This window comes from Acidaminobacter sp. JC074 (assembly GCF_022496765.1).
Lineage (GTDB): Bacteria > Bacillota > Clostridia > Peptostreptococcales > Acidaminobacteraceae > JABXKX01.
In genome coordinates this window covers 133363-157721 of sequence record NZ_VANV01000012.1, presented here as the reverse complement: position 1 = coordinate 157721, position 24359 = coordinate 133363, and the positions used below count along the sequence as shown (strand labels likewise).

Genomic DNA, 24359 nt, shown 5'->3' with positions numbered 1-24359 from the left:
AACACTCCTCCTAAATCAACATATCACTGACAATTTGCATACTTTCATGAATGGCTTTATTAGAAACCATAGATAGAGATAAAATAAAGCCCTTTAAATCATGATCATCTACAAAGTACTTGGATATGTTTTCTATATGTACATTCCTGTGATTCATTTCTTGTATCACAGTTTCTAAATTATAATGAAAAGGTACGCTGACAAATATAAAATTAGAAGCCTCAGACTTGTAAATCTTATAAAGATCTGAATCACCTTCAAAGTAAGATGTTACAGCGTCTCTGAAGTGTTCAAGCGCTTTCTTATATTCATCTAAATAAGCATCATCTTCAATCATTTCGTTTAAAATCAAAGATTCAAACACAGCCTCTTTTCCTATATAAACATCCTTATAATAAAGAATCTTTTTTGACATATCAGGCGGTGTGACTAGAACACTTGACTTTAATTCCTTGGAGAAAATTTTATCAAATGTTTTTAAGTGAAAGACGATATTTTGCTTGTCAAGTGCATAAAGGGATTGAGACTCAATGTAGGACAGTCCATCCTCACATTGGTTGATTTCAAGTATATAAACACCATGTCTTTGACATATATTTATCAACTTCATCTTTTCTTCAAGATCCATGGACTTACCAGTCGGCAAGTGGACATGCGGCGTTAATACAATTAACTTTACCTTGTCTTGTATCAGTTTCAACTCCAGTAGATTTTCATCATAATCTATAAAAGAATAAGTTGATATGTTCTTGTGTCTTTTAAACAAGTCTGTCAACCTTGGATCAGTTGCATTTTCAACCAAGACCCTATCAAAAGAGGCAATCGACAAGACACTTAGAAGACTTTGCACAAGGCTTGGAAATGTAAAAATGTCATGAACCGATGCAAATATCTTACGACTCTTGAAGTACCTTTTCATAGATTCTCTAAAGGCATAATAACCTTCTACTTCATCATAATCCAAACGATAATGACTGAACCCTTTGTTCATCAAACGTTGTAAATCATTGGTCTGATAGGCCCTCCGAGAGTTATCTAGTGTAAAATCAACTCGATTGGACATCAATCTGTTTTCAGGTTCATTCATGAGATAATAACCATTTTTATCAATCACATAGGCAAGCTTGTTTTTAACAAGTTCATCATAAGCCTTCATAACCGTCGATTTGGAACAATTGAGTTCATGAGAAAGAAGCCTTACCGAAGGCAGCTTACTGCCTGAGACCAGTCTCTTCTCGTTAATCTCTTTTTCTAAATAAAGGATAATATCTTGGTATTTCATGTCTACCTCTCTTTTATTCTTTTATCTAAAACAATTATATTACAAAGAGTAAAAATAATGAAGAAAAAAGGATGCAAAAGCATCCTAATTATTATAAGTTAATCAATTTTTCCATTTCTTCTACCAATGCATTAAAGACGTTAAGGGCGTTATCTACCGGTTCTGGTGTCGTCATATCTACACCTGCAGCCTTTAATACTTCAATAGGATAATCCGAGCAGCCTGCACCTAAGAAAGACTTATAATCAGAAACAGCCTGTTGGCCTTCATTAACCATTTTGTCAGCTAAAGCAACTGCAGAAGAGAAACCTGTCGCATATTGGAAGACATAGAAGTTGTAATAGAAATGAGGAATTCTAGCCCATTCTAAATCAAGTTCTGCATCAATATCTAAGCTTTCACCATAGTATTTAGCATTAAGGTCTCTATACATTTTACATAACTGATCAGCTGTTAATGCACCGCCATCAGCAGCATAAGCATGAATATCTCTTTCAAATTCAGCAAACATAGTTTGTCTGAAAACTGTCCCTCTAAAGTTTTCAAGATAATTGTTTAATAAGTAGAGACGTTCATTCTTTTCTTTAACATTATCAAGTAAGTATTTATTTAGTAAAGCCTCGTTTGTTGTTGATGCAACTTCAGCAACAAAAATACTGTAGTTACCATATACATACGGCTGATTCTTTCTAGTTAGGTAAGAATGCATCGAATGACCCATTTCATGGGTTAAAGTGAAGACATCCCCTAATTCATCATGATAGTTTAAGAGGATATAAGGTTTTGAATCATAAGTTCCCCATGAGTAGGCACCTGATCTTTTACCTTCATTTTCGTAAACATCAATCCAAGAATCTTCAAAAGCATCTCTAACAGGACCAAGATAGTCATCACCTAAAATCTCTAAAGACTTAAGTACCGTATCTCTACCGTCTTCATAAGCATACTTCATATCCACATCATCAATGAGTGGTACATATAAGTCAAATGGTCTTAGCTTATCAACACGCAACATTTTCTTTCTAAGATCAATGTATCTGTGCATAGCAGGTAGATTTTTGTGTACTGCTTCAATTAAGTTATCATAAACTGATTCTGGTACATTGTTATCATGCAAAGCACACGCTCTTGCAGATGTATGTTTTCTAGCCTTAGCGTTAAAAATATTCTTTTTTACTTCTGATGACAATAGACTTGCAAATGTATTTTTATGTTCATCAAATACCTTGTAGTACTTCTTAAAAGCTTCTTCACGAACAGCTCTGTCTTTTTTCATCATAAAAGGAATAAAAGAACCATGTGTTAATGAATCTTTTCCTACGTTAGGAAACTTAAGGTCTGCACCGTTTAACATGCCAAAAGCAGTACTCGGCGCAGTAAATAACTCACTAGCACCTGCCATAATCGCTTCTTCTCCCGGCGTTAATGTATGAGGTCTCGCTCTTAAAATATCATTTACATGTTGTGTATAAAGTTTTAAACCATCCTCTTTTAAATAATTTCTAATAGTCTCTTCATCACCCATCATCATTTCAGGAACAATATAAGAAGTTGCTTCACTAAACTTTACGCCAAGATTTGAAGCACGTCCATTTAGTTCTTGATAATGGCTGTCCTTTGTATTTTCATCTTGCTTCATTTTTGCATAAGTTGCTATTCTTGAAACCTTTCTACTAGAGTCTAAACTAAGCTCTAGGTTCTTCTTAAAATTCTCTGAAGATGAAAGAATGCTGCCTTCCATTTTCTTTAATTCTTCAAACATAGCTTCAGCAAGTTTATAATCATCTTCCCAGGCTTGGTCAGAAGGATACAATGAATCTAGATTCCATTTATACTTCTGATCAATGTCTTCTCTCTTTTTTAACATAAATGCCTCTCTTTCATTCTATATGATCTTAAATCTCTCACTTGTTATCATAACATATTTAGTGTTACAAAATAAGTTATAAAATAAATATAATTATTCTGGTTCAAACAAAAAGAAATCTCCAGAAATCTTCTGGAGTATTTACCGAGTTTATTGAAATTCTATGACAAAGTCATCTATCTCATCATGAGCCTCGTTAAGAAGGACTACTATCTCTTCCAAAGAGTCTCCGATTAAAGTTTTGCTTACTTCAAAGTCTGTCCAGTAAAGATTCAGTGGTAAAGCACAATGATTCATTAAGCTGTCCCACAAATCATCTAGAGTATCTGCATAATCGTCAGGAAAACTCAGTTTTTCTTTTAAAAGCTCATGCAATTCCTCAATAGTGTTAAATTCACTTGCATCAATTGTCACATTCATAAGCCACCAACCTTTCTTATACAATCTATACCCATTTTCTAAAAAAAACAAAACTTTTTTTAAACTTTTTTTCAGAAAACTTGTCTTACTAATAAAGGAGCATCATTTTGTCTTATCTCATGCTTGAGAAGATTGTTTATTTTTAGCATTTAGTACATTCTATAAACGAAAAATTTGATAGCGGTATAAAAGTAGAAAGTGCTCATCAAAAAAATCAGTAGGTCTTCCCACTGATTTTATATCTTATTTCTATAAACGCCGCTTAAACTTCTTGAGCGTTTCTGTAATACTTGGTCATTATATCTTCAGGTACCATGTTACCGCCTGTCGACCATACAATATGCGTTCCATTTTGAACCTGTTCTTTTGTAATGGTCATATGACCATGTACAGGATCAGCATTTAAAATATCATCTAAACCTTGAAATCCTGCTAATGCAGAAGGTTCTTGTTTGATTTGATACCTATCAACCATATCTTTAAGATATTTGTATAAGGTGTCATCTGATACTGTTGAAATGCCAGCGAGCATTTTGTCTATGGTCTTACCCACAAACTTAGATGCACGTCCTACCGCAAGACCATCTGCAATGGTAATGTTATCAATATCAAAATCTTGAACACAATATTCATCATGTGTTTCAGTCGCCATTCCAAGAAGCATACAGGGCGAGTGGGTCGGTTCTACAAAATATACGTGGACCCTATCACCAAAGACTTCTTTAAGTCCATAACAAACGCCACCAGGACCGCCACCAACACCACATGGTATGTAAACAAATAGAGGGCTGTCATCTGTAACTAGTACTTTCAATTTATCCAGTTGGTCTCTTAATCGTAATGCCGAAACCGCATAACCCATAAAAAGATTGATAGAATTTTCATCATCGACAAAATAAGAATTACTCTTTAAATCAGAGGCCCTTCTGCCTTCTATTACTGCTTGAGAATAATCTGATGTGTGTTCAATCACTTCTACGCCAATGCTTCTAAGCTTTTCTTTTTTCCAAGTCATGGCATCATGTGACATATGAACTTTAACTTTAAAACCTAAAGATGCAGAGATAATGCCGATACTGAGTCCAAGATTTCCAGTTGACGAAACCACAATTTCATATCTAGAAAAAAACTTTTGAAATGCCTGAGTATTCAATATCGAATAATCATCTTCAATGGTCAGTAGGTTATTCTTAAATAGAAGCTGCTCAGCATATCTTAATATCTCATATATACCACCTCTAGCCTTAATTGAGCCTGAAATAGGCAGTGCATGGTCTGCTTTCATAAATAGCTTTACAGGTCGATATCCCTCTAATTCTAATAGAGGAGACTCTATGATACCTTGTAAATCAAATGCCTTTTCTAAAAAAGGTTGAAATCTTCTTAATCTCGCTTCTGCATCAATAATATCTGAAATTGTAAAGTCGAGTTCTGCCGTTGCTAGATCCGTTTTTTCATATCTTGGATTTTGCCATAAAAGTGGCTTATAGGCCATCATATCTTTTAAAATGCTGTGTTTTTCTATCATCAATTCTTTGTTCATGAAACCCCTCCCAATTCTTTAATTATTATAAACGTTCTTGAATCAGAATGAAAGTTTTTTCATTAAATTGGTTAGTGTTTTTTCTATCGGGTATGAATATCTTGAGGTGATGTTATGACAAAAGATATTTTATTAAATGAAATTATAGTTCTAAGAGACAAATTAAGCGAAATCAAGTTTCGTTTAATCGATGAAAACAACTCAGATGTAACCAGACATCTATCATACACCATCGAAGAAGTTGAAAGCACTTTAAAAGAAAAAATGTTACTGCTTGAAAATTACCAATAGGCCCTTACCCTAGAAATAAAATAGTAAATGATTTTTTAATTTATGCCGATAATATGTTAAAGGATGTGATGCTATGGATATTGCAGGTTTTTCTATGGTGAGTAGTCAAATGAATTTGGCATCTCAAGTTTCATTGGCTGTTGCTAAAATGGCAATGGACACAGCAACTGAGAATACCGAACAGCTGGCAAAGTTAATGCAAGCCAGTGTAGAACCAGGAAAAGGCGCATCTATCGATATTAAAGTATAATATCGTTAAAAAAAGACACTGTATAGTGTCTTTTTTACTTATATTTTTCATAAAAGAATGTCTTTGAAGATTTAAACTTGTACTTAGCCGGAAGAATAATCTGCTCGGTAGAACCTACAAAGAGTACCCCACCTTCTCTAAGTGCACCATTGAAGTTATGATACATTTCATCTTTAGCTTCTTCAGTAAAGTAAATCATTACATTTCTACAAACAATCAAATCATAGCCAGATGGATATTTGTCGCTTAACAAGTTAAATTTCTTAAACTCAACACATCTTTTTATCTCATCTGAAATTTTATATGAATTTCCAACCTTGGTGAAATATTTCTTCTTAAATTCTTCAGGAACATTGGCAATACTCTTTTCAGAATAAACACCTGCTTTTGCCTTGTTGATAGCTTCATCATCAATGTCATAAGCTTGAATTTTAATTTTACTGAGTGGTAAGAAGTTACTTAATACCATAACAATGGTATAAGGCTCCTCACCTGTAGAACAAGCAGCAGACCATACTTTTAAAGTTGATCTGCCTTCCATCAACTGAGGAAGAACAGTAGACTTTAAAATCTCCCACTGGTTGGCATTTCTAAAAAACTCAGATACATTGATTGTTAAGTAATTGATAAACTCATTAAACTTATCTAAATCTGTATTGATCAGATCATAATATTCGTCAAAATTCTTCTTACCGTTTCTTTTAATCATTGATTCGATACGGCGTTTCATTTGTCTTTCTTTGTATAAGGACAAATCTATTCCAGTTTTTTTATAAACTTGGCTTTTAAATTTTTCATATGGTGTCATGTATAAGCCTCCTATAAGATATTAGGTACCCTAAATCATTAAGTTTATGCATTGAAATAAAAAATAGGACCATTACGGTCCTATTCAATTTTCTATTCTTGAACTTCTGCAGTTTCAGGCTCGTCGATAGCTCTGATTGATAATTTGATTTTTCTTTCTTCTAAGTTCACTTCAATGATCTTAGCGTCACAAGCATCACCAATCTTTAATACGTCAGCCGGCTTCTCAATTCTTTCAGCAGAAATTTGAGAAATGTGTACTAAACCCTCTAAACCTGGCTCAATCTCTAAGAATGCACCGAAGTCAGTTAAGTTTACTACTTTAGCAGATACTACATCGTTTACTTTGTAGTTGTTATCGAACTCAATCCATGGATCGTTCTTAACTTGCTTTAATGATAAAGATACTTTTTCAGTCTCTTTGTCAATTGTTAATACCTTAACTTCTACAGTATCACCAATCTTAACAGCTTCTTTAGGAGACTTGATTCTACCCCAAGACATTTCTGAAATGTGGATTAAACCGTCTAAGCCACCGATATCTACGAAAGCACCAAAGCTTGTAATTCTCTTAACTTCACCTTTAACAACAGCACCTTCAGAGATGTTACCCCAAAGTTCAGCTTTCTTCTCTGATAACTCTTCAGATAATAATTGCTTTCTAGTGAATACAGCTCTTCTCTTGTTCTTGTTTACTTCAAGAATCTTAGCTTCGATAGTTTGACCTACGTATACTGATAAATCATTTACATAGTGTAAAGCGATTTGAGATGCTGGAATGAAACCTCTGATCTCGTTGTAGTATGCAATCACACCACCCTTAACAGCTTCTTTAATAGTTACTGTAATAGTAGTAGCATCTTCAGCTAACTTCTCTAATTCTGTCCAGTCTTTTAACTGAGCAATTCTCTTTAATGATAACAATACGTTACCGTCACCATCATCTTTTTTAAGAATATAAACTTCTAATTCTTGGCCCTCTTGCGCGAATTCTTTTAGGTTTACATCGTTGTTCGATACTTCAGACTTAGGAATGATACCATCAGCTTTATAACCGATATTAACAACGATTTCCTTGTCACTTACAGATACAACTTTACCCTTAACAAGTTCACCTTTCTTTGGTACTACAAAGTCTTTCTCAAATTGTTCTAGCAATTCTGCCATTGAATTATTGTTTTCCATTAACAATTACCTCTCTCATATTAAAATTTTTTACTGCATGGCCTTCAAATGATCGACAATCTCTTCAATTACCCAATCAGGTGTCGAAGCACCCGCAGTTATACCTATCATAACATACTTATCTAGATTAGTCATCACTAAATCTGATTTTTTTTCAACATGTAGGGTTTCTTCACATAACGTTGAGCAAATTTCATAGAGCTTTCTTGTATTGGATGAATGATAGCCACCAATGACAATCATCAAGTCTACCTTAGGGGCTAGCGCCATGGCAGCTCTTTGTCTTTCTGCAGTTGCAGAACATATGGTATTAAAGAACTCTGCTTCTACGTCAAAAGATTTAACCTTATCTACAAGACCATTCCAAACAGACAGTTTGAGGGTCGTTTGAGCAACCAGGCAGTAAGGTCCTTTATCAAGCACAGGCAGCTCATTTTCATCTGAAACTATCAAAGCCTCATTCTTGCACCAACCATTGATTCCTATGATTTCTGGATGGTCCTTGTTGCCGACTATAATAATCTTATAACCCTTGTCATGATAGTCATGTACGATGCGGTGGACTTTTTTCACAAAAGGACATGTGGCATCAAGCATCTCTAGATTCTGAGCTTCACTTTTCTCATAGATATCTTTGCCTACACCATGAGACCTTATAAGAACAGTCTTGTCTTTTAAGCCTTCAAGATTGTCCACCTTGACCAACCCATTCTTTTCAAGTCTATTGGTTACCTGGTCATTATGAATCAACTGGCCTAGGCTGATTAAAGAATCATGACTTTCTGTATAATTAATGGCCATATCTACAGCACGTTTTACACCAAAGCAAAAACCTGCCTTATCAGCTATTATAATTTTCATCATTCACACCTTCATAAATCTTATCAAGAATGTTTTGTGAAATTTCCTGATATTTTTCTGTTGTCATTCTTTGATCAAAATACTCATCTAAATATATAGGATCATGGATAACCACATGCATTTTCTTAAAGTGTTTGTACTCTGCTATAAATGAAATAGGTACAATCGGTACTTTGGCTTTAACAGCAATCATGGCCACACCAGGTTTAGCTTCTAAAGGCACCTTGGTTTTATTTCTTGTACCTTCAGGAAACAACATCATAACATTGCCACCCTTTAGGATCTTTAAAGCCCCCTTAATTGCAGAGATGTCATTGGCTTCACGGTCTACTGGAATGGCACCATTTAAAGAAATAAACCATGCAACAATCTTATTCTTAAAGAGTTCTTTTTTAGCAAGAATTGATATTTCTGGATCAAGGGCAGAACCGATGACAAAAGGATCTCTCGCATCTAAGTGGTTAGAACAAATCAAATAGGCATCTCTGTCTGGCAATTTCTCTAGGCCATGAACTTTAACACCAAACATGATCTTATAATAGAAACGAAACATCAACTTGATAAATTTACGCATGATTTACCTCCGACATAATAAAGTTTATTACTTCTTCAATCGTCATTTTAGTTGTATCAACAAGTATAGCATCATGAGCTTGTTTAAGTGGATTAATCTCTCTGTTTGAGTCAATGCCATCTCTTCTTTCTATGTCCTTCATCAGCTCTTCAAGGGTCATATCTATACCTTGTGCTTCAAATTCAAGAAGACGTCTTTTGGCTCTTTCTTCTACAGAAGCTACCAGGTAAAACTTGTGTGATGCATCCTTTAATACATGAGTACCGATATCACGACCATCCATGATGATGGATTGACCTTTTGCAATCTCACGTTGCATAGCCACCATTTTTTCACGAACAATGCCAATAGCAGCTACATCCGATACATGATTGGCTACAACATCATTTCTAATTTCTGTCGTCACATCATCGTTATTTAAAAACAAACCTTCTGTTCTAAATTCAATTTTTATTTTATCCAATAAAGTTTTTATGGCCTCCATATCCTTTATTGAAACCTTATTTCTTAAGACATCTAAAGTTACCATACGATACATAGCACCTGTATCCAAATAGGTAATTCCTAGATTTTTAGCTACCGCCTTAGCTACGGTAGATTTACCTGATCCAGCTGGACCATCGACTGCAATACTTAAAAACATACATACCCTTCTTTCTACATCCATTATAAATGGAGTTAAACTAAAAAACATACCATCCTAAGATGGTATGCTACTTTAAGATTATACAATAGATGTACTTTTATATCAATATTTCGTTTCCGCTTCATACTTATCACTGTAAGTATGAGACTCTTCCCATATCTTTTCTAATTCCTTAAATTTATGGTCCAAGAACTCTCGGTTTTTCATACCAACTGCCAGTATCAAAGAGTTGATCACACTCATAGGTGCAACCAATGAATCAATAAATGTCATCATGTCGTACTTGGCTGTTAAAGTATGTTTTGACATAGAAGCCACTGGCGACAATACTGAATCGGTAATAGAAATAATCGGTACATTTTTTTCATGAACATATTTTGCAAGCTTTAATGTCTGATTCGAATATCTAGGGAAAGTAATGACAATCAATAAATCTTCCTCAGATAAGTTGATAACAGAATCAAATGGGTCCAAAACACCTACAGGTATAACATTTACACGATCAATAGCAAAGTTTAAATAAAAGGATAAATATTGAGCCAGTACAGCTGAAGATCTTAGACCTAATACGTAAACACGTCTGGCCTTATGGATTTCATCAGCAATGTTCATCAAATTATCCATATCCAAATCATCCAAGGACCTTTGAATATTTTCAATGTCCTGAGTCATGATCTTTCTATACAAATCTGAATTTGATTCTAACTCCTTAGACATTTCAAATCTCTGAACAGTTGTCAACTTGGTCTTAATAGACTCCTGTAAAGCCTTTTGTAGTTTTGGATAACCACCATAACCTAAAGCATTTGCAAAGCGAACAACAGTTGATTCACTTACATCAACTGCTTGTCCTAATGAAGCTGCTGTCATGAACGCAACCTTATCGTAATTATTGAGTATATAATCTGCAATCCGCTTCTGTCCCTTACTCAGCTTCTTAAACCGACTCTGTATACGATTTAGTAGATCTTTGTATTCTCCGCTCATGACACACTCCTTATTATTTCGCTAACTCATAACCTGCTTGAAGTGCTGCTTTATTTAGATCTTCAGTACCTTTTGGAACTCTCTTAAGTACCGCAGCTTCAACTACTTCTTTAGATACAATTTGAGTAGCTTGTTGGATAACACCAATTGCAATGATGTTAGCAACAATCGACTTACCGATTTTATCAATCGCTGTATCAATAATTGGTACACTGATCACTTTGTCGCACTTTAACGTTTCAGGTAAAACTATTTTTGAATCTACTATAACTATACCATCTTCTCGCACAGATTCAACATATTTATCAGCAGCAACTTGAGTTAATGCTAAAACTACGTTTGGAGCAGTTACTTTTGGGAAGTCAATATCTTCATTTGAGATGATAACTTCTGCCTTAGAAGCACCACCACGTGCCTCAGGACCATAAGACTGCGTTTGAACTGCATTCTTATCTTCACCGATTGCTGCTTCTGAAAGGATAATACCAGCAAGTAAAAGACCTTGTCCACCTGATCCAGATAATCTTAATTCTACTTGATTAGACATTATTTAGCTCCTTTCATACGCTCAATGATTTCTGCATATTTTTCTGTATATTCTGTTTGAGTTTCGTCATGTTTGAATTCACCCATAATGTGCTTACCAACTAATTTCTCAGCAGGTAACTTCTCAGCAGCCTTTACATCTACAAAAGAATCTTTTAAGAAGTTCATCATTGCAACAGCTGAACCTTTTTTGTTCTTTCTACCATAGTATGTTGGACAAACAGAGATAGCTTCTACTAAAGAGAAACCTTTATGAGCAATTGCTTTTTCAATGTACTTAGTCATTGGTCTTGCATGGTAAGCAGTTGTTCTTGCAGCATAAGTTGCACCTGCAGCCGCTGCCAACTTCGCGATATCAAACGCTGGATCCACATTTCCGTAAGGAGCCGTTGTACCTAAGTCGCCTGTAGGAGTCGTTGGAGAGTATTGACCACCTGTCATACCATAAATGTTGTTGTTAAATACAATTGTTGTGATGCCGATGTTTCTTCTACAAGCGTGGATTAAGTGGTTACCACCGATTGCTGAAGCATCACCGTCACCCGTAATTACAATTACTTCTAATTCTGGGTTTGCATGCTTTACACCAGTTGCGAAAGCCAATGCTCTACCATGTGTTGTATGTAGTGTGTTAAAGTCCATGTAACCAGGTGCTCTAGATGAACAACCGATACCTGATACTACAACAACCTTATCTTTATCTAAACCTAAGTTATTAATTGCCTCAGCAATAGAACGCATGATGATACCGTGGCCACAACCAGGGCACCAAATATGAGGTAATTTGTCTTCTCTGAAGAACTTTGATACTAATTCGCTATTCATTATAGAACCTCCATTACTTTAGAAACAATTTCGTCTGGTGTTAAAACTTCACCATTAGCACGGCCAATATGGTGTACTTCAGCATCTGACTTTACAAGTCTCTCAACTTCTTGCGAGTACTGACCTAAGTTCATTTCAGCTACTAAAATATTGTCTACTTTTTTACCGATCTCTTTGATTTGATCTTGTGGAGATGGCCAAATAGTAATTGGTCTAAATAAACCAGCCTTAATGCCTCTTTCTCTTAACTTTCTAACAGAAGTTTTACATGTTCTAGCAGATGAACCGTAAGAGATGATAACAAACTCTGCATCTTCCATCATGAACTCGTCATAAGTGATGATGTCTTCTTTGTTATCTTCAATTTTAGCCATCATTCTATCTAACATAAATTTAGCGTTTTCTGAAGAGTTTGATGGGAAACCAGTCTCATCATGGAATAAACCAGTTACATGGTATCTATAACCTGCACCGAATGGCGCCATTTTAGGAACGATGTCACCTTCTTCAACTTTGTAAGCCTTATAATCAGTGTTTGCTTCTGGCTTAATTCTATCAAATATTTCTAACTCACCTGGCTCTGGGATAACAATTTTTTCTCTCATGTGGCCCACAACTTCATCTGTTAATAAAATAACAGGTGTTCTATATTTTTCAGCTAAGTTAAAAGCTCTTACTGTTAAATCAAAAGTTTCTCTTACTGACTGTGGTGATAATGCGATAATTGGGTAGTCACCATGTGAACCCCATTTAGCTTGCATGATGTCACCTTGTGCAGGAGATGTAGGAAGACCAGTAGATGGACCACCTCTTTGTACATTTACTATTACTAACGGAATTTCTGCAATTGCAGCATAGCCGATATTTTCTAATTTTAATGATAAACCAGGACCTGAAGTTGCAGTCATTGATTTAGCACCTGTTAATGAACCACCGATTGCAGCAGCAATACCAGCGATTTCATCTTCCATCTGAATAAACTTGCCACCTACCTTAGGTAGCTTTAAAGCTGAGTCTTCAGCAATCTCAGTTGATGGTGTGATTGGGTAACCAGAGTAGAATGTCATACCTGCATATAAAGCACCTTCTACACAAGCCTCATTACCTTGTAGTAATTTTACGTTCTTTTCAGCCATTATTCGTTACCTCCTGTTAAGAAGATCGCAAAGTCTGGACATCTTAATTCACATTGTCCACATGAGATACATGCATCTCTATTTACGATATCAATTTTTTCATTTGAGTCTAAAGCTAATACTTGCTTCGGGCAAAATGCTACACAAATGCCACAACCTTTACACCATTCTTTTTTGATTTCTAAGTTCTTCTTCCCGCTCAACGTGAAGACCCCCTTTATTCTTGTTATCTTTAAGAAAACGTTTGTTTTCTTACGCTTTTTTTAAGCGATTTCACTTATGTTAGATCGCTATTTTTTAACAAACTTTGTTAAATCTTTATTGAATCATCTACATAATAACACACCCTATAGATTATGCAATAAAAATTGCAGAAGAATAATGGTATACAATTATATTTACTAAATTCTTGCGTATAGTATACAATATAACCACATTTTCATATAATCGTATACAATTGTACAAGTTAAAGACGTCATAAGAGTAAAATATTATTTTTCTGAAACAAAGTTATTCCAAGGCTTTCAAAGTTTAAAACCATTGTTCTTTAATAGAATCACATACAAGCATCAAAAAAAAGTCCATAAAAATGAACTTCTATTTTGTATAGTCAATTTTAATGATTTTATCCCATCCATTACCGTAATCTGTAGCAACTAGTCCAAGATTTCTTGCATAATATTTCTTAAAGACTAAGAAACCATTTTCAAAGTGAGAGACCTCTATGGTGTCTAAAACTCCAATGGCAGTTTCCAGTTGATAATCTAATGCAGAAAGCACACACCGTCTTCTATTCGTCCACTCTTGACCTAACTTTAATTGTTCAGGTAATATCAGAAAATCAAAGTACTCCTCTTGACTACCAATTCTTTTACTAATAACTTTAATACCTCTATCAAATTTATAGTCTATAGACTGTGCACCTTCATAGTCGAGGTTAAAAAAAACATTCGGACCTCTATCTACCGACTGGATAACGGTCTTATTATCATAATCGAATTTATGGCTATATACCCCAGTAATAAAACCTCCAAACTCTTTTAGAGATAGGTTCTTTTCTAGGTAAGCTTCTGAACTTTCAGTTTGTCTATTAATAATTTCAATATGTCTATCAGACAAGCCAAGAAGCGTTTGAAGTTCATTGCTGACATAAATGTCAATACGGTCATCTGCTTCAAGCTTATCATATTCAATATAAATCCTTTTTTTATCTACTTGATAATCAGACGTAAGTTCTTTATCTAACATAAGACCAAAGTTAAACCGGTCATAGAGGTGAAGCATATCATTAAATTCTTCATCAAAGTCAGGTGGTAGTTCAATATTTATTTCTATGGCTAAACTTTCAGAATCCACGATGATCTTACCGTTTCTTGGCACTTCAAATGAAGCATCATCAGTTGTAACCAAACTCTTAACATCATATGTCTTTCGAATAATCTTAGAAAGGTCCGAATAATGTTCATGTTCCAACAGTCTTTTTACAATCAACTTGTAATTGTCGTTTTCCTCTTGTAAATTTTGATTGCTAGTTTCATTGACTCTTAAACCACTTTTTATCTCAGCATGGGCCTGCTCTAACTCATAAACTCTATTTCTTAAAATGGTCTGGTTATTTTGTAGTTTGCTATAGTTAGACCCCATTACCAACAGAAGTAATGACAGTATTCCTATAATAATATAAACAGTCTTTTTCATGTACACCTCTTAATCACTTACTCAAAGTCTAATATATATGCCTGCCACCTATCTATAGATGTTTGTCGATCAGAACCTAAAGCATCTATGTAGTCTTCATCTTTAAAGTCAGATTGATAGAGTCTCATATAGTCTTCTATACCTACATTTTCAATGATATATGTTGTAAAAGAATCAGAAAATGCATAATAAAGTATATCTCTCTTTTTATCTGAGGTATAGAGTTTATTTGAACCATTAGCGTTATTTCCAAGATAATCCACAAGATTACCATACTTTCCTTCTAGATTCTCTTTAACAATAAGATGAACTGAACCGTCAAACAAGAATGTTTTATCATACTTAGAATAATGATCATTTATGTAACAGGCCAGACCTTCACTCATGGTCTTAGAACTTGTATAAGGTGCTATGATGTGTACCAACTCATGAATAAGATTGTCTCTTCCACCTTCGAATCCGTCAATGTTTAGTAATATAACAGGTCTTACATAAGTTTCTGATTCAAAGTAACCACCACCACTGGCTTCACTTCTTCCACTAGAAAACTTTATTTCGATCAAATTATCAAGGGTCCCATCCTTTATGTTTGTGTTGATCCACTCACTTCTGTTAAGTTCTTTCCCGATGATTTCAACGTAGTCGTCCACATCCTTTAAAAATGCTTCAGGACTGTCATAATTGGCATCTGTTAAATCCAGTTCTGACCACTCCTGACCAGATACCCAAGCATACCTTGATATGTAGTTACCTTGATCATCCATTTGAATAGAATGCTTAAATGGATTTAATAATATACTTAGTGAAATAACGGCTACAATAATTAGTAAAATAAATATTAGATCTTTTTTCTTCATAACTGCTTCCTTTCAAACTATGTCTACAATCATTTTATATAATAATAAAAGAACAAACTGCAAGTATGTACCAAAGCGCAATTTCTGAACATAAAAAAACCACATATCAATGTGGTTAATGAATCTTAACTTCTTTAGAGCCTCTGCATTTTCTGTTAAAAAACTCCATGGTATCAATCGCAAATCTATCCTCTTCAAAAACAATATTTTCTGCCTTTAAAAAGCCATCGTATAAATCACTTTGTCTCATGTAGATTTGAGTGATGCCTTGAAGCTGTAGACTGTTTAAGATGGCTCTGAATAAGGAGTCACCCAGTTTGTTTAATCTTTCATTTTTCTTGATGTATAGATGGTCTAAGTAAACCTCACCATCATATGAGTTGTAATAACCAAAACCTAAAACATCTAATCTATCTACCACTACAAACAAGGTATCTAAACAAAGTGATACTGTCTTGTAGTCAAGTCCTTCCATGGTCATCATTTTTTTAAGACCTTCTTGATACTTATCTGCCATTTTAGTAATTTCTATCATTACGCCTCCTTGAGGTAGTTGACTTCATCTTCAGTTAAATGTCTGAACTGACCCGCCTTTAAATCACCCAGTGTCAGACGGCCAATCTTGCTTCTCTTTAAAGTAATCACTGGAAATCCAATGGCCTCTAACATTTTTCTGACCTGACGGTTACGTCCTTCATGTATTTTTACTTCTACCAACCCCGGTTTGATGACCTTTAGGTTGGCAGGTGCTGTCATCTTATCTTCAATCAAAAGACCCGTTTCAAACTTTCTGATTAAATCTTCAGAAGGTGTTCCTTTGATCTTTGCTATATAAGTTTTCTTCATCTGGTGTTTAGGATGCATGATCTTATTGGCAAGGTCACCATCATTTGTTAAAAGCAGAAGTCCTGTTGTATTGTAATCTAGTCTTCCTATAGGATAGACCCTTTCAGGGACATCTATATAGTCCATGACTGTCTTTCTGCCAAACTGGTCTTCAGCTGTTGTTACACACTCCAAAGGCTTATTTAACATCAAATAGACCATGGTTTCTTCTAAAGTCACCACATGACCACTTACAGTCACCACATCTCCCTCAGAAACCATGGATCCCAAGCCAGCAGTTTCACCGTTTATTTTAACTAGGCCTTCTTTAACCATTTCCTCTGATTTTCTTCTAGAGGCTACACCGGCCTTGGCCATATACTTATGCACTCTCATTAAACTCTCCTGACAAGAAGACCTCAGAACCGACAAACTCTTCAATAGGTGGCAACTCTTTTAAAGTTTTTAAACCAAATGCCTTTAAGAATGATTCAGTCGTTCCATAAATAATAGGTCTGCCAATTTGCTCTAAACGCCCTTTTACACAAATAAGTTCTCTATCAATCAGTTGTTGGATAGGCTTATCAGATTTAACACCACGAATCGAATCTACCTGAAACTTGGTAATAGGCTGCTTATAGGCAATGATTGCAAGGACTTCTGCACCAACCTTCGTAAGGCCCTTAGAATGAGAATACTTACAAAGTCTTTGTACATACTCATAGTTTTGCTTAGAAGTTGCAAACTGATAGGAGTTGTTTACCTCAACAATGTAAATGCCCTTCTTATCTTCACTGTATTCTTCTAATAAGTCGGCCATGGCTTCTTTCACTTCATCGAGTGAAACCTCAAGTACATTGGCCATTTTCTTAGCACTCAGAGGTTCACCAAAAGCAAACATCATGGATTCAATGCTAGATTTTATATCTTGTAAAGTCATCTTTACTCCTGTTCTAATTTATATAGTACAATATCACTGTACTGTTTTTCCTGTTTGATACCGATATACTTAAGCTTTAGAAGTTCCAAAGTGGCCAAGAAGCAAACAATGACTTCTTCACGTATTGGATTTTCTGAAAAGGTATCGTTAAAGAGACACTTGTTTCTAGTTGCTAATATGCCACGTATGGATTCAATCTTTTCATCCACTGAATAAAGGTCTCTTTTAAGAGAATTAAAGAAAGTCTTTCTCTTCATGTCTTCCTTGTTAAGATTGGCTAAAACACGCTGCATGGCTTCCACCAAAAGCTTGGTATCAAGTCCGTCATTGATTTCATCTAATGTCGGTTCTTCAAAGTAAGCAAGCAGATCATCCTGAGCTTTAAATACCTTCCTTGAATGATTTCTTTCAAGTGATGCAAAGTACTCTGAAGCTTCTCTGTATTTTCTGTATTCTAATAATCTTGTTACCAGTTCTTTTCTCGGATCTGAATCAAATAGCTCAGCACTTATATCGTCCATTTCAGATGTTGGTAGTAACATTTTAGACTTTATCTCCAAAAGGGTTGCTGCCATGACAATAAACTCAGATGCTAGATCCATATCGATGGCCTGCATCTGTTCTAAATATGATAAGTATTGTTCTGTGATTTCATGTATTGGAATGTCGTATATGTCGACTTCGTTTTTCTCTATTAAATGAAATAGAAGATCGAAAGGACCTTCAAATATTTCTAAATTTATTTGATATGACATGTATTCTCCTTAATTACCCCTACTATTATACAACTAAGTCAGCAATTTTTCCAGTAAAAGAGACCAAATGCCTGCCCAAATCGTTTATATATATAGGCCTCCTAAAGTGCATTTTAAGGCATGAAAATAACATTATTAGGAAAATAAGTTTTAATCGATTTCTTTCATGATAAACTATTACTAGAAATGGAGGGAGAAAATGAAACGATTAAACTACTTATTATTATTACTCGCACTATCTCTTATTTTTGTCTCTTGCACAGACTCTAGTAAAAATGAGTCAATAGGTCAAGTTGAAGGTGTAAATGAAGAAGCATTAGCATCAGGAGATGATATTACTGAACCAGCTGACCAAGAGATAAAGCATGGACTTATCTATCTTGTTGGAGAAGCACATGGTGTTAAGAAAATACTAGATGCAGAACTAAAACTATGGGATGACTATTATACCAATCTTGACATGAGACATATGTTTATAGAATCACCCTACTATACAGGTGAGTTTTTAAACATGTGGATGAAGGCAGACAATGATGATATTTTAGATAAGATTTATAATGACTGGTCTGGTACACCAGCCCATAATCCTTATATCAAAGATTTTTATAAGACCATTAAAGAAAAGTATCCAGAAACCGTTTTTCATGGTACAGATGTCGGACATCAATATAAGACTACCGGCAAGAGATATCTTGAGTACTTAGAATCTGAAGGCCTTGAGGAAACAGAAGCATACAGACGTGCCAAGGAAGTCTCTAAGCAAGGTGAAATGTTTTATGGTAGTAGATCTTCATCATTCAGAGAAGAAAAGATGGTTGAAAACTTTATCTATGAATTTGACAAGCTAATTGGTGAAGATGTTTACGGTATTTATGGTAGTGCCCATACAGGTCTTAATGAAATGGATTTTAGCGGCAAAGTCCCTTCAATGGCAAATCAACTTAAAGAACATTATGGCGATATCATTTCCTCAGAAAACTTGTCATACATGCAAAAGGACATCGACCCTATACGCGTTGATGTGATTACATTAGAAGGCAAGCTTTATGATGCTTCTTATTTTGGTAAGGTTGAAAGATTTGGACAAAAGAACATTGATTACATTGATTTTTACAGGATAGAAAATGCATATGAAGACTTTAAAGATCATCCACTTAACAACAATGTCTTGCCTTACAGCAATTACCCCATGTTAATGGAGCAAGGGCAAGTCTACATGATTGAAGTCTTCTTAACAGATGGTAATGTAAGGATTTCATACTACCGCTCTGATGGTACCACATGGAACGATTTAGAAACAACCCTTGAGTTTATAGTAGAATAACCATAAAGAAAGCAGGCATATCGCCTGCTTATTTTAGTACTTTTCTACACCATCACATGTTACTTTTGCTTTGATCAATTGACTCTTTGCAACTTCAGTCTCTGAATACTCAAGTGCATCCAAAGTCATTTGAATAGCTTCATCTATCTTTTCAGCCTTATTGGTCATCAGTGTACCTAAGACCTCACCAGCTTCAACGTAGTCACCAATTTTCTTGTTAAAGTAGATACCTGCACCCATATCAAGCACATCATCCATGGTTTCTCTACCAGCACCTAGAATCATAGCCGCTATTCCGATATCATCTGATTGGATAGCCTTGATATATCCTGTTTTATCAGCTTTGATTTCTCTAACGATATCAGATGTAGGTAGTGTATCAGGATTTAAGATATTTTCCTTGTTACCGCCTTGAGCTGTAACAAACTCTACCATTTTCTCTAAAGCCTTGCCATTAGATAGGTTCTCAAGAACCATTTCTTTTGCAGCTTCAAAAGAATCAGCTCCGCCACCTAAGTGAACCATTGTAGATGCAAACTTGACACATAAGTCTCTTAAATCGTCAGGACCTTGTCCCTTTAGTACATCAATGGCTTCTCTAACTTCATTAGCATTACCAATAGCATAACCTAAAGGTTGTTCCATAGAAGTAATGATGGCAACTGTTTCTCTGCCCATATCTGTACCGATGTTCACCATCTCTTGAGCTAATTCAATAGCACCGTCTAACTCCTTAACAAATGCACCAGAACCCACTTTTACGTCTAATACAATTTTATCAGAACCAGCGGCAAGTTTTTTACTCATGATAGATGCAGCAATTAAACCAATGTTGTCTACAGTTGCTGTAACATCTCTTAGAGCATATAATTTCTTATCAGCTGGTGCTATATTTTTAGTTTGACCAATAACAGAAACCTTGTTCTTGTTTACTTGGTTGACAAACTCATCAATTTTTAAGTGAATATTGAAGCCTTCAATAGCCTCAAGCTTATCTAAAGTACCACCAGTATGGCCTAAACCTCTACCTGACATTTTTGCGACTGGTACACCGCAAGATGAAACAAGTGGTGCAAGTACAAGAGTTGTTGTATCACCAACACCACCTGATGAATGCTTGTCTACTTTGATACCTTCAATGTCACTTAAATCTATAACATCACCAGAATGCATGACTTTATGTGTAAGTGCTACTGTTTCTTCTCTTGATAAACCTTGGAAGTAAATAGCCATCAATAAAGCAGATACTTGGTATTCTGGGATTTCATCGTTGATATAACCATTGATGAAGAAATCAAATTCTTCATCTGTTAACTTTTCACCATGCTTTTTCTTAGCAATGATATCATACATTCTCATGTTTAGCCTTCTTTCTTCATGATGCCAAAGAAGCTTTCACCATTCTTAGGCGCATCTATTTCTAATACTTCTGCGATTGTTGCTGCAATATCTGCAAATGATTTTCTTGTACCTAAGTCTGTACCCGCCTTGATAGCATCACCAAATACCAACATAGGAATATATTCTCTAGTATGATCTGTACCAGTATAAGAAGGGTCATTACCATGATCTGCTGCAAGCATCAAGATGTCACCTGGCTTCATAGCAGCTTGGATTTCTGGTAAACGCTTGTCAAATTCTTCGATAGCATCTCTGTAACCTTCTATGTTTCTTCTATGACCAAACATAGCATCAAAATCTACTAGGTTTGAGAATATAAGACCATGGTTGTCAGCCTTCATATATTCTAAAGTCTTATCTACACCATCCATGTTTGACTTAGTATGAACAGATTCTGTAATACCTTCTCCATCAAAGATATCTACAATCTTACCAACTGCAATAACATCTTTACCAGCTTCTTTTAACTGGTCTAAGACAGTCTTGTCAAATGGCTTCAAGGAATAGTCATGTCTGTTAGAAGTTCTTGTAAAGTTACCTGGTGTACCTACAAAAGGTCTTGCAATAACTCTAGCCACTTGATGTTTACCCATTAACATTTCTCGAGCAATCTCACAATACTTGTAAAGCTCGTCAATAGGAACAATTTCTTCATGCGCTGCTATCTGGAAAACTGAATCAGCAGATGTATAAACAATCAAATCACCTGTTTCCATGTGGTGTTTACCAAATTCGTCTATCACAACTGTACCTGAAGCTGGCGCATTGCATACAACTTTTCTACCTGTCTTTTCTTCAAAAGGCTTGATGATTTCTTCTGGGAAGCCATCAGGGTATGTGTTAAAAGGCTCAGAGATATTTAAACCTGCAATTTCCCAGTGACCCATTGTTGTGTCTTTACCATTTGAAACTTCCATCGAACGACCATATGCACCGATGACATCATCACTCGACGGCACATGAGTGATACCTTCTAAATTACCAATACCCATCTTAATTAAGTTAGGGATTTCAAATCTGTCTACGTTTTTCGCAATGTTATTTAGAGTGTTTACACCTACATCCCCATACTTTTCTGAATCTGGTAATGCACCAACACCTAAAGAATCTAATATCATTAATATAACTCTTTTATTCATAATGTCCTCCTTCTGACATTTTAATACCCATTTATGGAAAAATAAATCTCCTATTGCATTATATCAAGATATCTTGCAATAAGAGAGACAAATCAATTATTTATATTTAACTTTTGTAATAGTTACACAACTAAGATCTTTTTCTTTTTCTATTCAGATCAAGATAGACTTGAACAGAGGCAACACTAGAATTTCCTAGTGTTTGTCTAAGAGCATCTTTTTCTATGCCGTTTTGAATCATATGGGTGGCAAAAGAATGTCTAAATGTTGAAGTTGTGATATTCTTTTTAATACCAGCCTGATCGCCGTACTTCTTTACAACCTTCCAGAATCCTTGTCTAGAAATCTGGTGACCATTGTAGCTTAAGAAAAGATACTCACAATCTGACTTATCCAAAGATAGTCTACTTTTTGAAAGATAAGACTCAATGGCTTCTAAGGCAATGGCACCTAATGGTAAAACCCTTGTCTTAGACTTAGAACGACACTTGATAACTTTTAACTTTAGATCTAAGTCTTCTAACTTAAGATTTATAAGTTCATTGACCTTCAATCCTGATGTATAAAGGGTCTCTAACATGGCCCTATCTCTTATACCAAGTACTGTGTCCTCGGGTTGAGATAAGAGTAGATCCATTTCTGAAACCGTTAGGATTTCTGGTAGTTCTTTGGCTTCTTTAGGTAGCTCTAGTTTCACCTCTGCTAAATTCTCATCAATATAAGACTCATGATATGCATATAACATAAGATTCTTAAGTACCGACGATGACCTAGATATACTTGACCCCTTTAAACCAAGGGACTTCATATGAAGCATATATGAGGTTAAAATACTCACATTGATATCTGAAAATAGATCAATATGGTACTTTTCAAAAGCAAATTTTCTAAACTTGTTCATATCAGTCTTGTAAGCTGACAAAGTCGCCTTAGAAACTTGTTTCTTTTCAGTCAAATACACACAATACTTATCTATAACATCTTTAAGATTACCACTTTGCATTTCTTCTTTTACCTTTCAATCTTTTATAACGTTGCTTGTTTTTATACATTTCTGTGTCTGCAAGCTCGATCAGTGTATCATGTGATATATTAAGTTTGTGGTTGTATTCTGCAAAGCCTACACTCACACTGATATCAAAAACTTCCTCTGAAGTCAAATTATATGTTTCGAATTTCTCTATAATTCTGTCCCAAGCCCTAACAGCTTGTTCTATGGTACAATTATCAAACAAAACCAGGAACTCATCACCACCCAGTCGTGACACCTCATCCCCTTCTCTTAAGCCATCTTTAATGATATTTGCAACAGAGATGATCAAACGGTCGCCAGCCTTATGACCATATTTATCATTGACGTCCTTAAGATTATTAACATCTATAAAGCAAATGGTCAAAGCAGACTTCTTGTGCTGAACATTTTGCATACGTTCTTTTAAATAATTGATACCTGCCTTACGGTTATAAACACCCGTAAGAGCATCTGTCTCTGACGACAGTTTTATTGATAAGTAATCACTTGACTTAAACAAGTAAACATTGGTTATGTAAATGACAAAAGCACTGGCTACATAAAGCATGGAGATACCAATAAATAATAAGTTATTCAGACTCTCTATACCTAAGACATCATTGTAAACTGTCGGTAAATACTCAATAAGTTCACACGACAAGAAGATGATCAAAACAATGTAAACCAAGTCTAGAAAAAAAACAGGTCTAGGATTGATCTTCTGAATCTTTATCTTCCTATTGATCAAGGAGTTAAAGACCTTAAAGGTATAAACAACAATGATGGAAATGGCAAACTTTAAAAGAATGACCTTATAATCATAGCCTTCTAAAACAAACCTATAGTCGATTAAAGACTTATAAGCGAATATTCCGAATACGATAGAAATAAGTGAAGAGATGGTATTTAAAAGATAGGCAAATACCACCGTTATAGAGGCCACATAAACATTGACTTTGTTGATCCAGAAGATGGACAGTATCAAGGTCGTAGAAAAGGCCAAGGTCCCCAATAAACTTTCTTTTAAGAAGAAAAAAGAGGCGACCCAAATGATCACATACATGATTAAGTTCTGGGTCCAATTATTCCTGGTGTTTTTAGGCAGAATCAGGTGGATCATACACAAATAAATAAGCGCCTCAAAACTTGAGAAAACGATTCGAGAAAACTCTATTTGCATGTTGATCC

27 protein-coding genes are annotated in these 24359 nt (G+C 35.1%); 3 read left to right on the top strand and 24 right to left on the bottom strand.

Features of this window, described 5'->3' with window-relative positions; genetic code table 11:
* Window positions 1-10 precede the first annotated feature (10 nt).
* The 4 genes from EZV73_RS14900 to EZV73_RS14885 form a co-directional block, all read right to left on the bottom strand.
* Window positions 11-1282, bottom strand: a complete 1272-nt coding sequence (locus EZV73_RS14900; RefSeq protein ID WP_240841188.1) for a GntR family transcriptional regulator — start codon at window positions 1280-1282, stop codon at window positions 11-13.
* A gap of 91 nt (window positions 1283-1373) precedes the next feature.
* Window positions 1374-3149, bottom strand: coding sequence for an oligoendopeptidase F (gene pepF, locus EZV73_RS14895; protein ID WP_240841187.1), 1776 nt, complete (start codon window positions 3147-3149; stop codon window positions 1374-1376).
* 150 nt (window positions 3150-3299) lie between these two features.
* The gene (locus EZV73_RS14890; protein WP_240841186.1) at window positions 3300-3569 is read right to left on the bottom strand and encodes a barstar family protein; all 270 of its coding nucleotides are present in this window, start codon (window positions 3567-3569) and stop codon (window positions 3300-3302) included.
* A 262-nt stretch (window positions 3570-3831) separates the two neighbouring features.
* Window positions 3832-5112 (bottom strand): D-serine ammonia-lyase, encoded by a 1281-nt coding sequence (locus EZV73_RS14885; protein ID WP_240841185.1) that lies wholly within the window; start codon window positions 5110-5112, stop codon window positions 3832-3834.
* A gap of 114 nt (window positions 5113-5226) precedes the next feature.
* Here EZV73_RS14885 and EZV73_RS14880 point away from each other — a divergent pair, with 114 nt between their 5' ends.
* Together EZV73_RS14880 and EZV73_RS14875 are read left to right on the top strand one after the other, a co-directional pair.
* Window positions 5227-5403: a hypothetical protein gene (locus tag EZV73_RS14880; protein WP_240841184.1), complete on the top strand. Its 177-nt coding sequence runs from the start codon at window positions 5227-5229 to the stop codon at window positions 5401-5403.
* A 73-nt stretch (window positions 5404-5476) separates the two neighbouring features.
* The gene (locus tag EZV73_RS14875; RefSeq protein WP_240841183.1) at window positions 5477-5653 is read left to right on the top strand and encodes a YjfB family protein; all 177 of its coding nucleotides are present in this window, start codon (window positions 5477-5479) and stop codon (window positions 5651-5653) included.
* A 34-nt stretch (window positions 5654-5687) separates the two neighbouring features.
* Here the strand turns inward: EZV73_RS14875 and EZV73_RS14870 are convergent, their stop codons facing one another.
* The 16 genes from EZV73_RS14870 to EZV73_RS14795 form a co-directional block, all read right to left on the bottom strand.
* On the bottom strand, window positions 5688-6461 hold the full coding sequence (locus EZV73_RS14870) for a protein-glutamate O-methyltransferase CheR (protein ID WP_240841182.1): 774 nt from the start codon (window positions 6459-6461) through the stop codon (window positions 5688-5690).
* A gap of 92 nt (window positions 6462-6553) precedes the next feature.
* Window positions 6554-7645, bottom strand: coding sequence for a 30S ribosomal protein S1 (gene rpsA / locus EZV73_RS14865; protein WP_240841180.1), 1092 nt, complete (start codon window positions 7643-7645; stop codon window positions 6554-6556).
* A gap of 30 nt (window positions 7646-7675) precedes the next feature.
* On the bottom strand, window positions 7676-8506 hold the full coding sequence (gene ispH / locus EZV73_RS14860) for a 4-hydroxy-3-methylbut-2-enyl diphosphate reductase (RefSeq protein WP_240841179.1): 831 nt from the start codon (window positions 8504-8506) through the stop codon (window positions 7676-7678).
* Window positions 8487-9080, bottom strand: coding sequence for a 1-acyl-sn-glycerol-3-phosphate acyltransferase (locus tag EZV73_RS14855; protein ID WP_240841177.1), 594 nt, complete (start codon window positions 9078-9080; stop codon window positions 8487-8489). Before EZV73_RS14855 ends, ispH begins: the two co-directional genes overlap by 20 nt.
* Window positions 9073-9723 carry a (d)CMP kinase gene (gene cmk, locus EZV73_RS14850; protein ID WP_240841175.1) on the bottom strand — a complete coding sequence of 217 codons (651 nt, stop codon included), beginning with the start codon at window positions 9721-9723 and terminating at the stop codon, window positions 9073-9075. Before cmk ends, EZV73_RS14855 begins: the two co-directional genes overlap by 8 nt.
* 105 nt (window positions 9724-9828) lie before the next feature.
* Window positions 9829-10713 (bottom strand): MurR/RpiR family transcriptional regulator, encoded by an 885-nt coding sequence (locus EZV73_RS14845; protein WP_240841173.1) that lies wholly within the window; start codon window positions 10711-10713, stop codon window positions 9829-9831.
* Between the two features lie 13 nt (window positions 10714-10726).
* Window positions 10727-11260, bottom strand: coding sequence for a 2-oxoacid:acceptor oxidoreductase family protein (locus EZV73_RS14840; protein ID WP_240841172.1), 534 nt, complete (start codon window positions 11258-11260; stop codon window positions 10727-10729).
* Window positions 11260-12084 carry a 2-oxoacid:ferredoxin oxidoreductase subunit beta gene (locus EZV73_RS14835; RefSeq protein ID WP_240841170.1) on the bottom strand — a complete coding sequence of 275 codons (825 nt, stop codon included), beginning with the start codon at window positions 12082-12084 and terminating at the stop codon, window positions 11260-11262. Before EZV73_RS14835 ends, EZV73_RS14840 begins: the two co-directional genes overlap by 1 nt.
* Window positions 12084-13220 (bottom strand): 2-oxoacid:acceptor oxidoreductase subunit alpha, encoded by a 1137-nt coding sequence (locus tag EZV73_RS14830; protein ID WP_240841168.1) that lies wholly within the window; start codon window positions 13218-13220, stop codon window positions 12084-12086. Before EZV73_RS14830 ends, EZV73_RS14835 begins: the two co-directional genes overlap by 1 nt.
* Window positions 13220-13423 carry a 4Fe-4S binding protein gene (locus EZV73_RS14825; protein WP_240841167.1) on the bottom strand — a complete coding sequence of 68 codons (204 nt, stop codon included), beginning with the start codon at window positions 13421-13423 and terminating at the stop codon, window positions 13220-13222. The genes EZV73_RS14830 and EZV73_RS14825 overlap by 1 nt, the downstream gene beginning before the upstream one ends.
* A 394-nt stretch (window positions 13424-13817) precedes the next feature.
* On the bottom strand, window positions 13818-14918 hold the full coding sequence (locus tag EZV73_RS14820; protein WP_240841165.1) for a hypothetical protein: 1101 nt from the start codon (window positions 14916-14918) through the stop codon (window positions 13818-13820).
* A 17-nt stretch (window positions 14919-14935) separates the two neighbouring features.
* The gene (locus EZV73_RS14815) at window positions 14936-15775 is read right to left on the bottom strand and encodes a hypothetical protein (RefSeq protein WP_240841163.1); all 840 of its coding nucleotides are present in this window, start codon (window positions 15773-15775) and stop codon (window positions 14936-14938) included.
* Window positions 15776-15890: 115 nt separating this feature from the next.
* Window positions 15891-16310: a hypothetical protein gene (locus EZV73_RS14810; protein ID WP_240841161.1), complete on the bottom strand. Its 420-nt coding sequence runs from the start codon at window positions 16308-16310 to the stop codon at window positions 15891-15893.
* Entirely contained in the window at window positions 16310-16996 is a 687-nt protein-coding gene (locus EZV73_RS14805) for a pseudouridine synthase (RefSeq protein ID WP_240841159.1), read from the bottom strand. The genes EZV73_RS14810 and EZV73_RS14805 overlap by 1 nt, the downstream gene beginning before the upstream one ends.
* Window positions 16983-17540, bottom strand: coding sequence for an SMC-Scp complex subunit ScpB (gene scpB / locus EZV73_RS14800; protein WP_240841157.1), 558 nt, complete (start codon window positions 17538-17540; stop codon window positions 16983-16985). The genes EZV73_RS14805 and scpB overlap by 14 nt, the downstream gene beginning before the upstream one ends.
* 2 nt (window positions 17541-17542) lie before the next feature.
* Window positions 17543-18295 carry a ScpA family protein gene (locus tag EZV73_RS14795; RefSeq protein ID WP_240841156.1) on the bottom strand — a complete coding sequence of 251 codons (753 nt, stop codon included), beginning with the start codon at window positions 18293-18295 and terminating at the stop codon, window positions 17543-17545.
* 199 nt (window positions 18296-18494) lie between these two features.
* Here EZV73_RS14795 and EZV73_RS14790 point away from each other — a divergent pair, with 199 nt between their 5' ends.
* Window positions 18495-19619: a hypothetical protein gene (locus EZV73_RS14790; protein ID WP_240841155.1), complete on the top strand. Its 1125-nt coding sequence runs from the start codon at window positions 18495-18497 to the stop codon at window positions 19617-19619.
* A gap of 33 nt (window positions 19620-19652) precedes the next feature.
* On the opposite strand, the gene EZV73_RS14785 is transcribed toward EZV73_RS14790, so the two are convergent.
* From EZV73_RS14785 to EZV73_RS14770, 4 genes are all read right to left on the bottom strand, one after another.
* Window positions 19653-20978: a pyrimidine-nucleoside phosphorylase gene (locus EZV73_RS14785; protein WP_240841154.1), complete on the bottom strand. Its 1326-nt coding sequence runs from the start codon at window positions 20976-20978 to the stop codon at window positions 19653-19655.
* Between the two features lie 2 nt (window positions 20979-20980).
* A complete protein-coding gene (locus tag EZV73_RS14780) occupies window positions 20981-22159 on the bottom strand; it encodes a phosphopentomutase (protein WP_240841152.1) in 1179 nt (392 codons plus the stop codon).
* Between the two features lie 130 nt (window positions 22160-22289).
* Window positions 22290-23162 carry a tyrosine-type recombinase/integrase gene (locus EZV73_RS14775; protein WP_240841151.1) on the bottom strand — a complete coding sequence of 291 codons (873 nt, stop codon included), beginning with the start codon at window positions 23160-23162 and terminating at the stop codon, window positions 22290-22292.
* The gene (locus tag EZV73_RS14770; protein WP_240841148.1) at window positions 23149-24351 is read right to left on the bottom strand and encodes a GGDEF domain-containing protein; all 1203 of its coding nucleotides are present in this window, start codon (window positions 24349-24351) and stop codon (window positions 23149-23151) included. Before EZV73_RS14770 ends, EZV73_RS14775 begins: the two co-directional genes overlap by 14 nt.
* Between the last annotated feature and the right edge of the window lie 8 nt (window positions 24352-24359).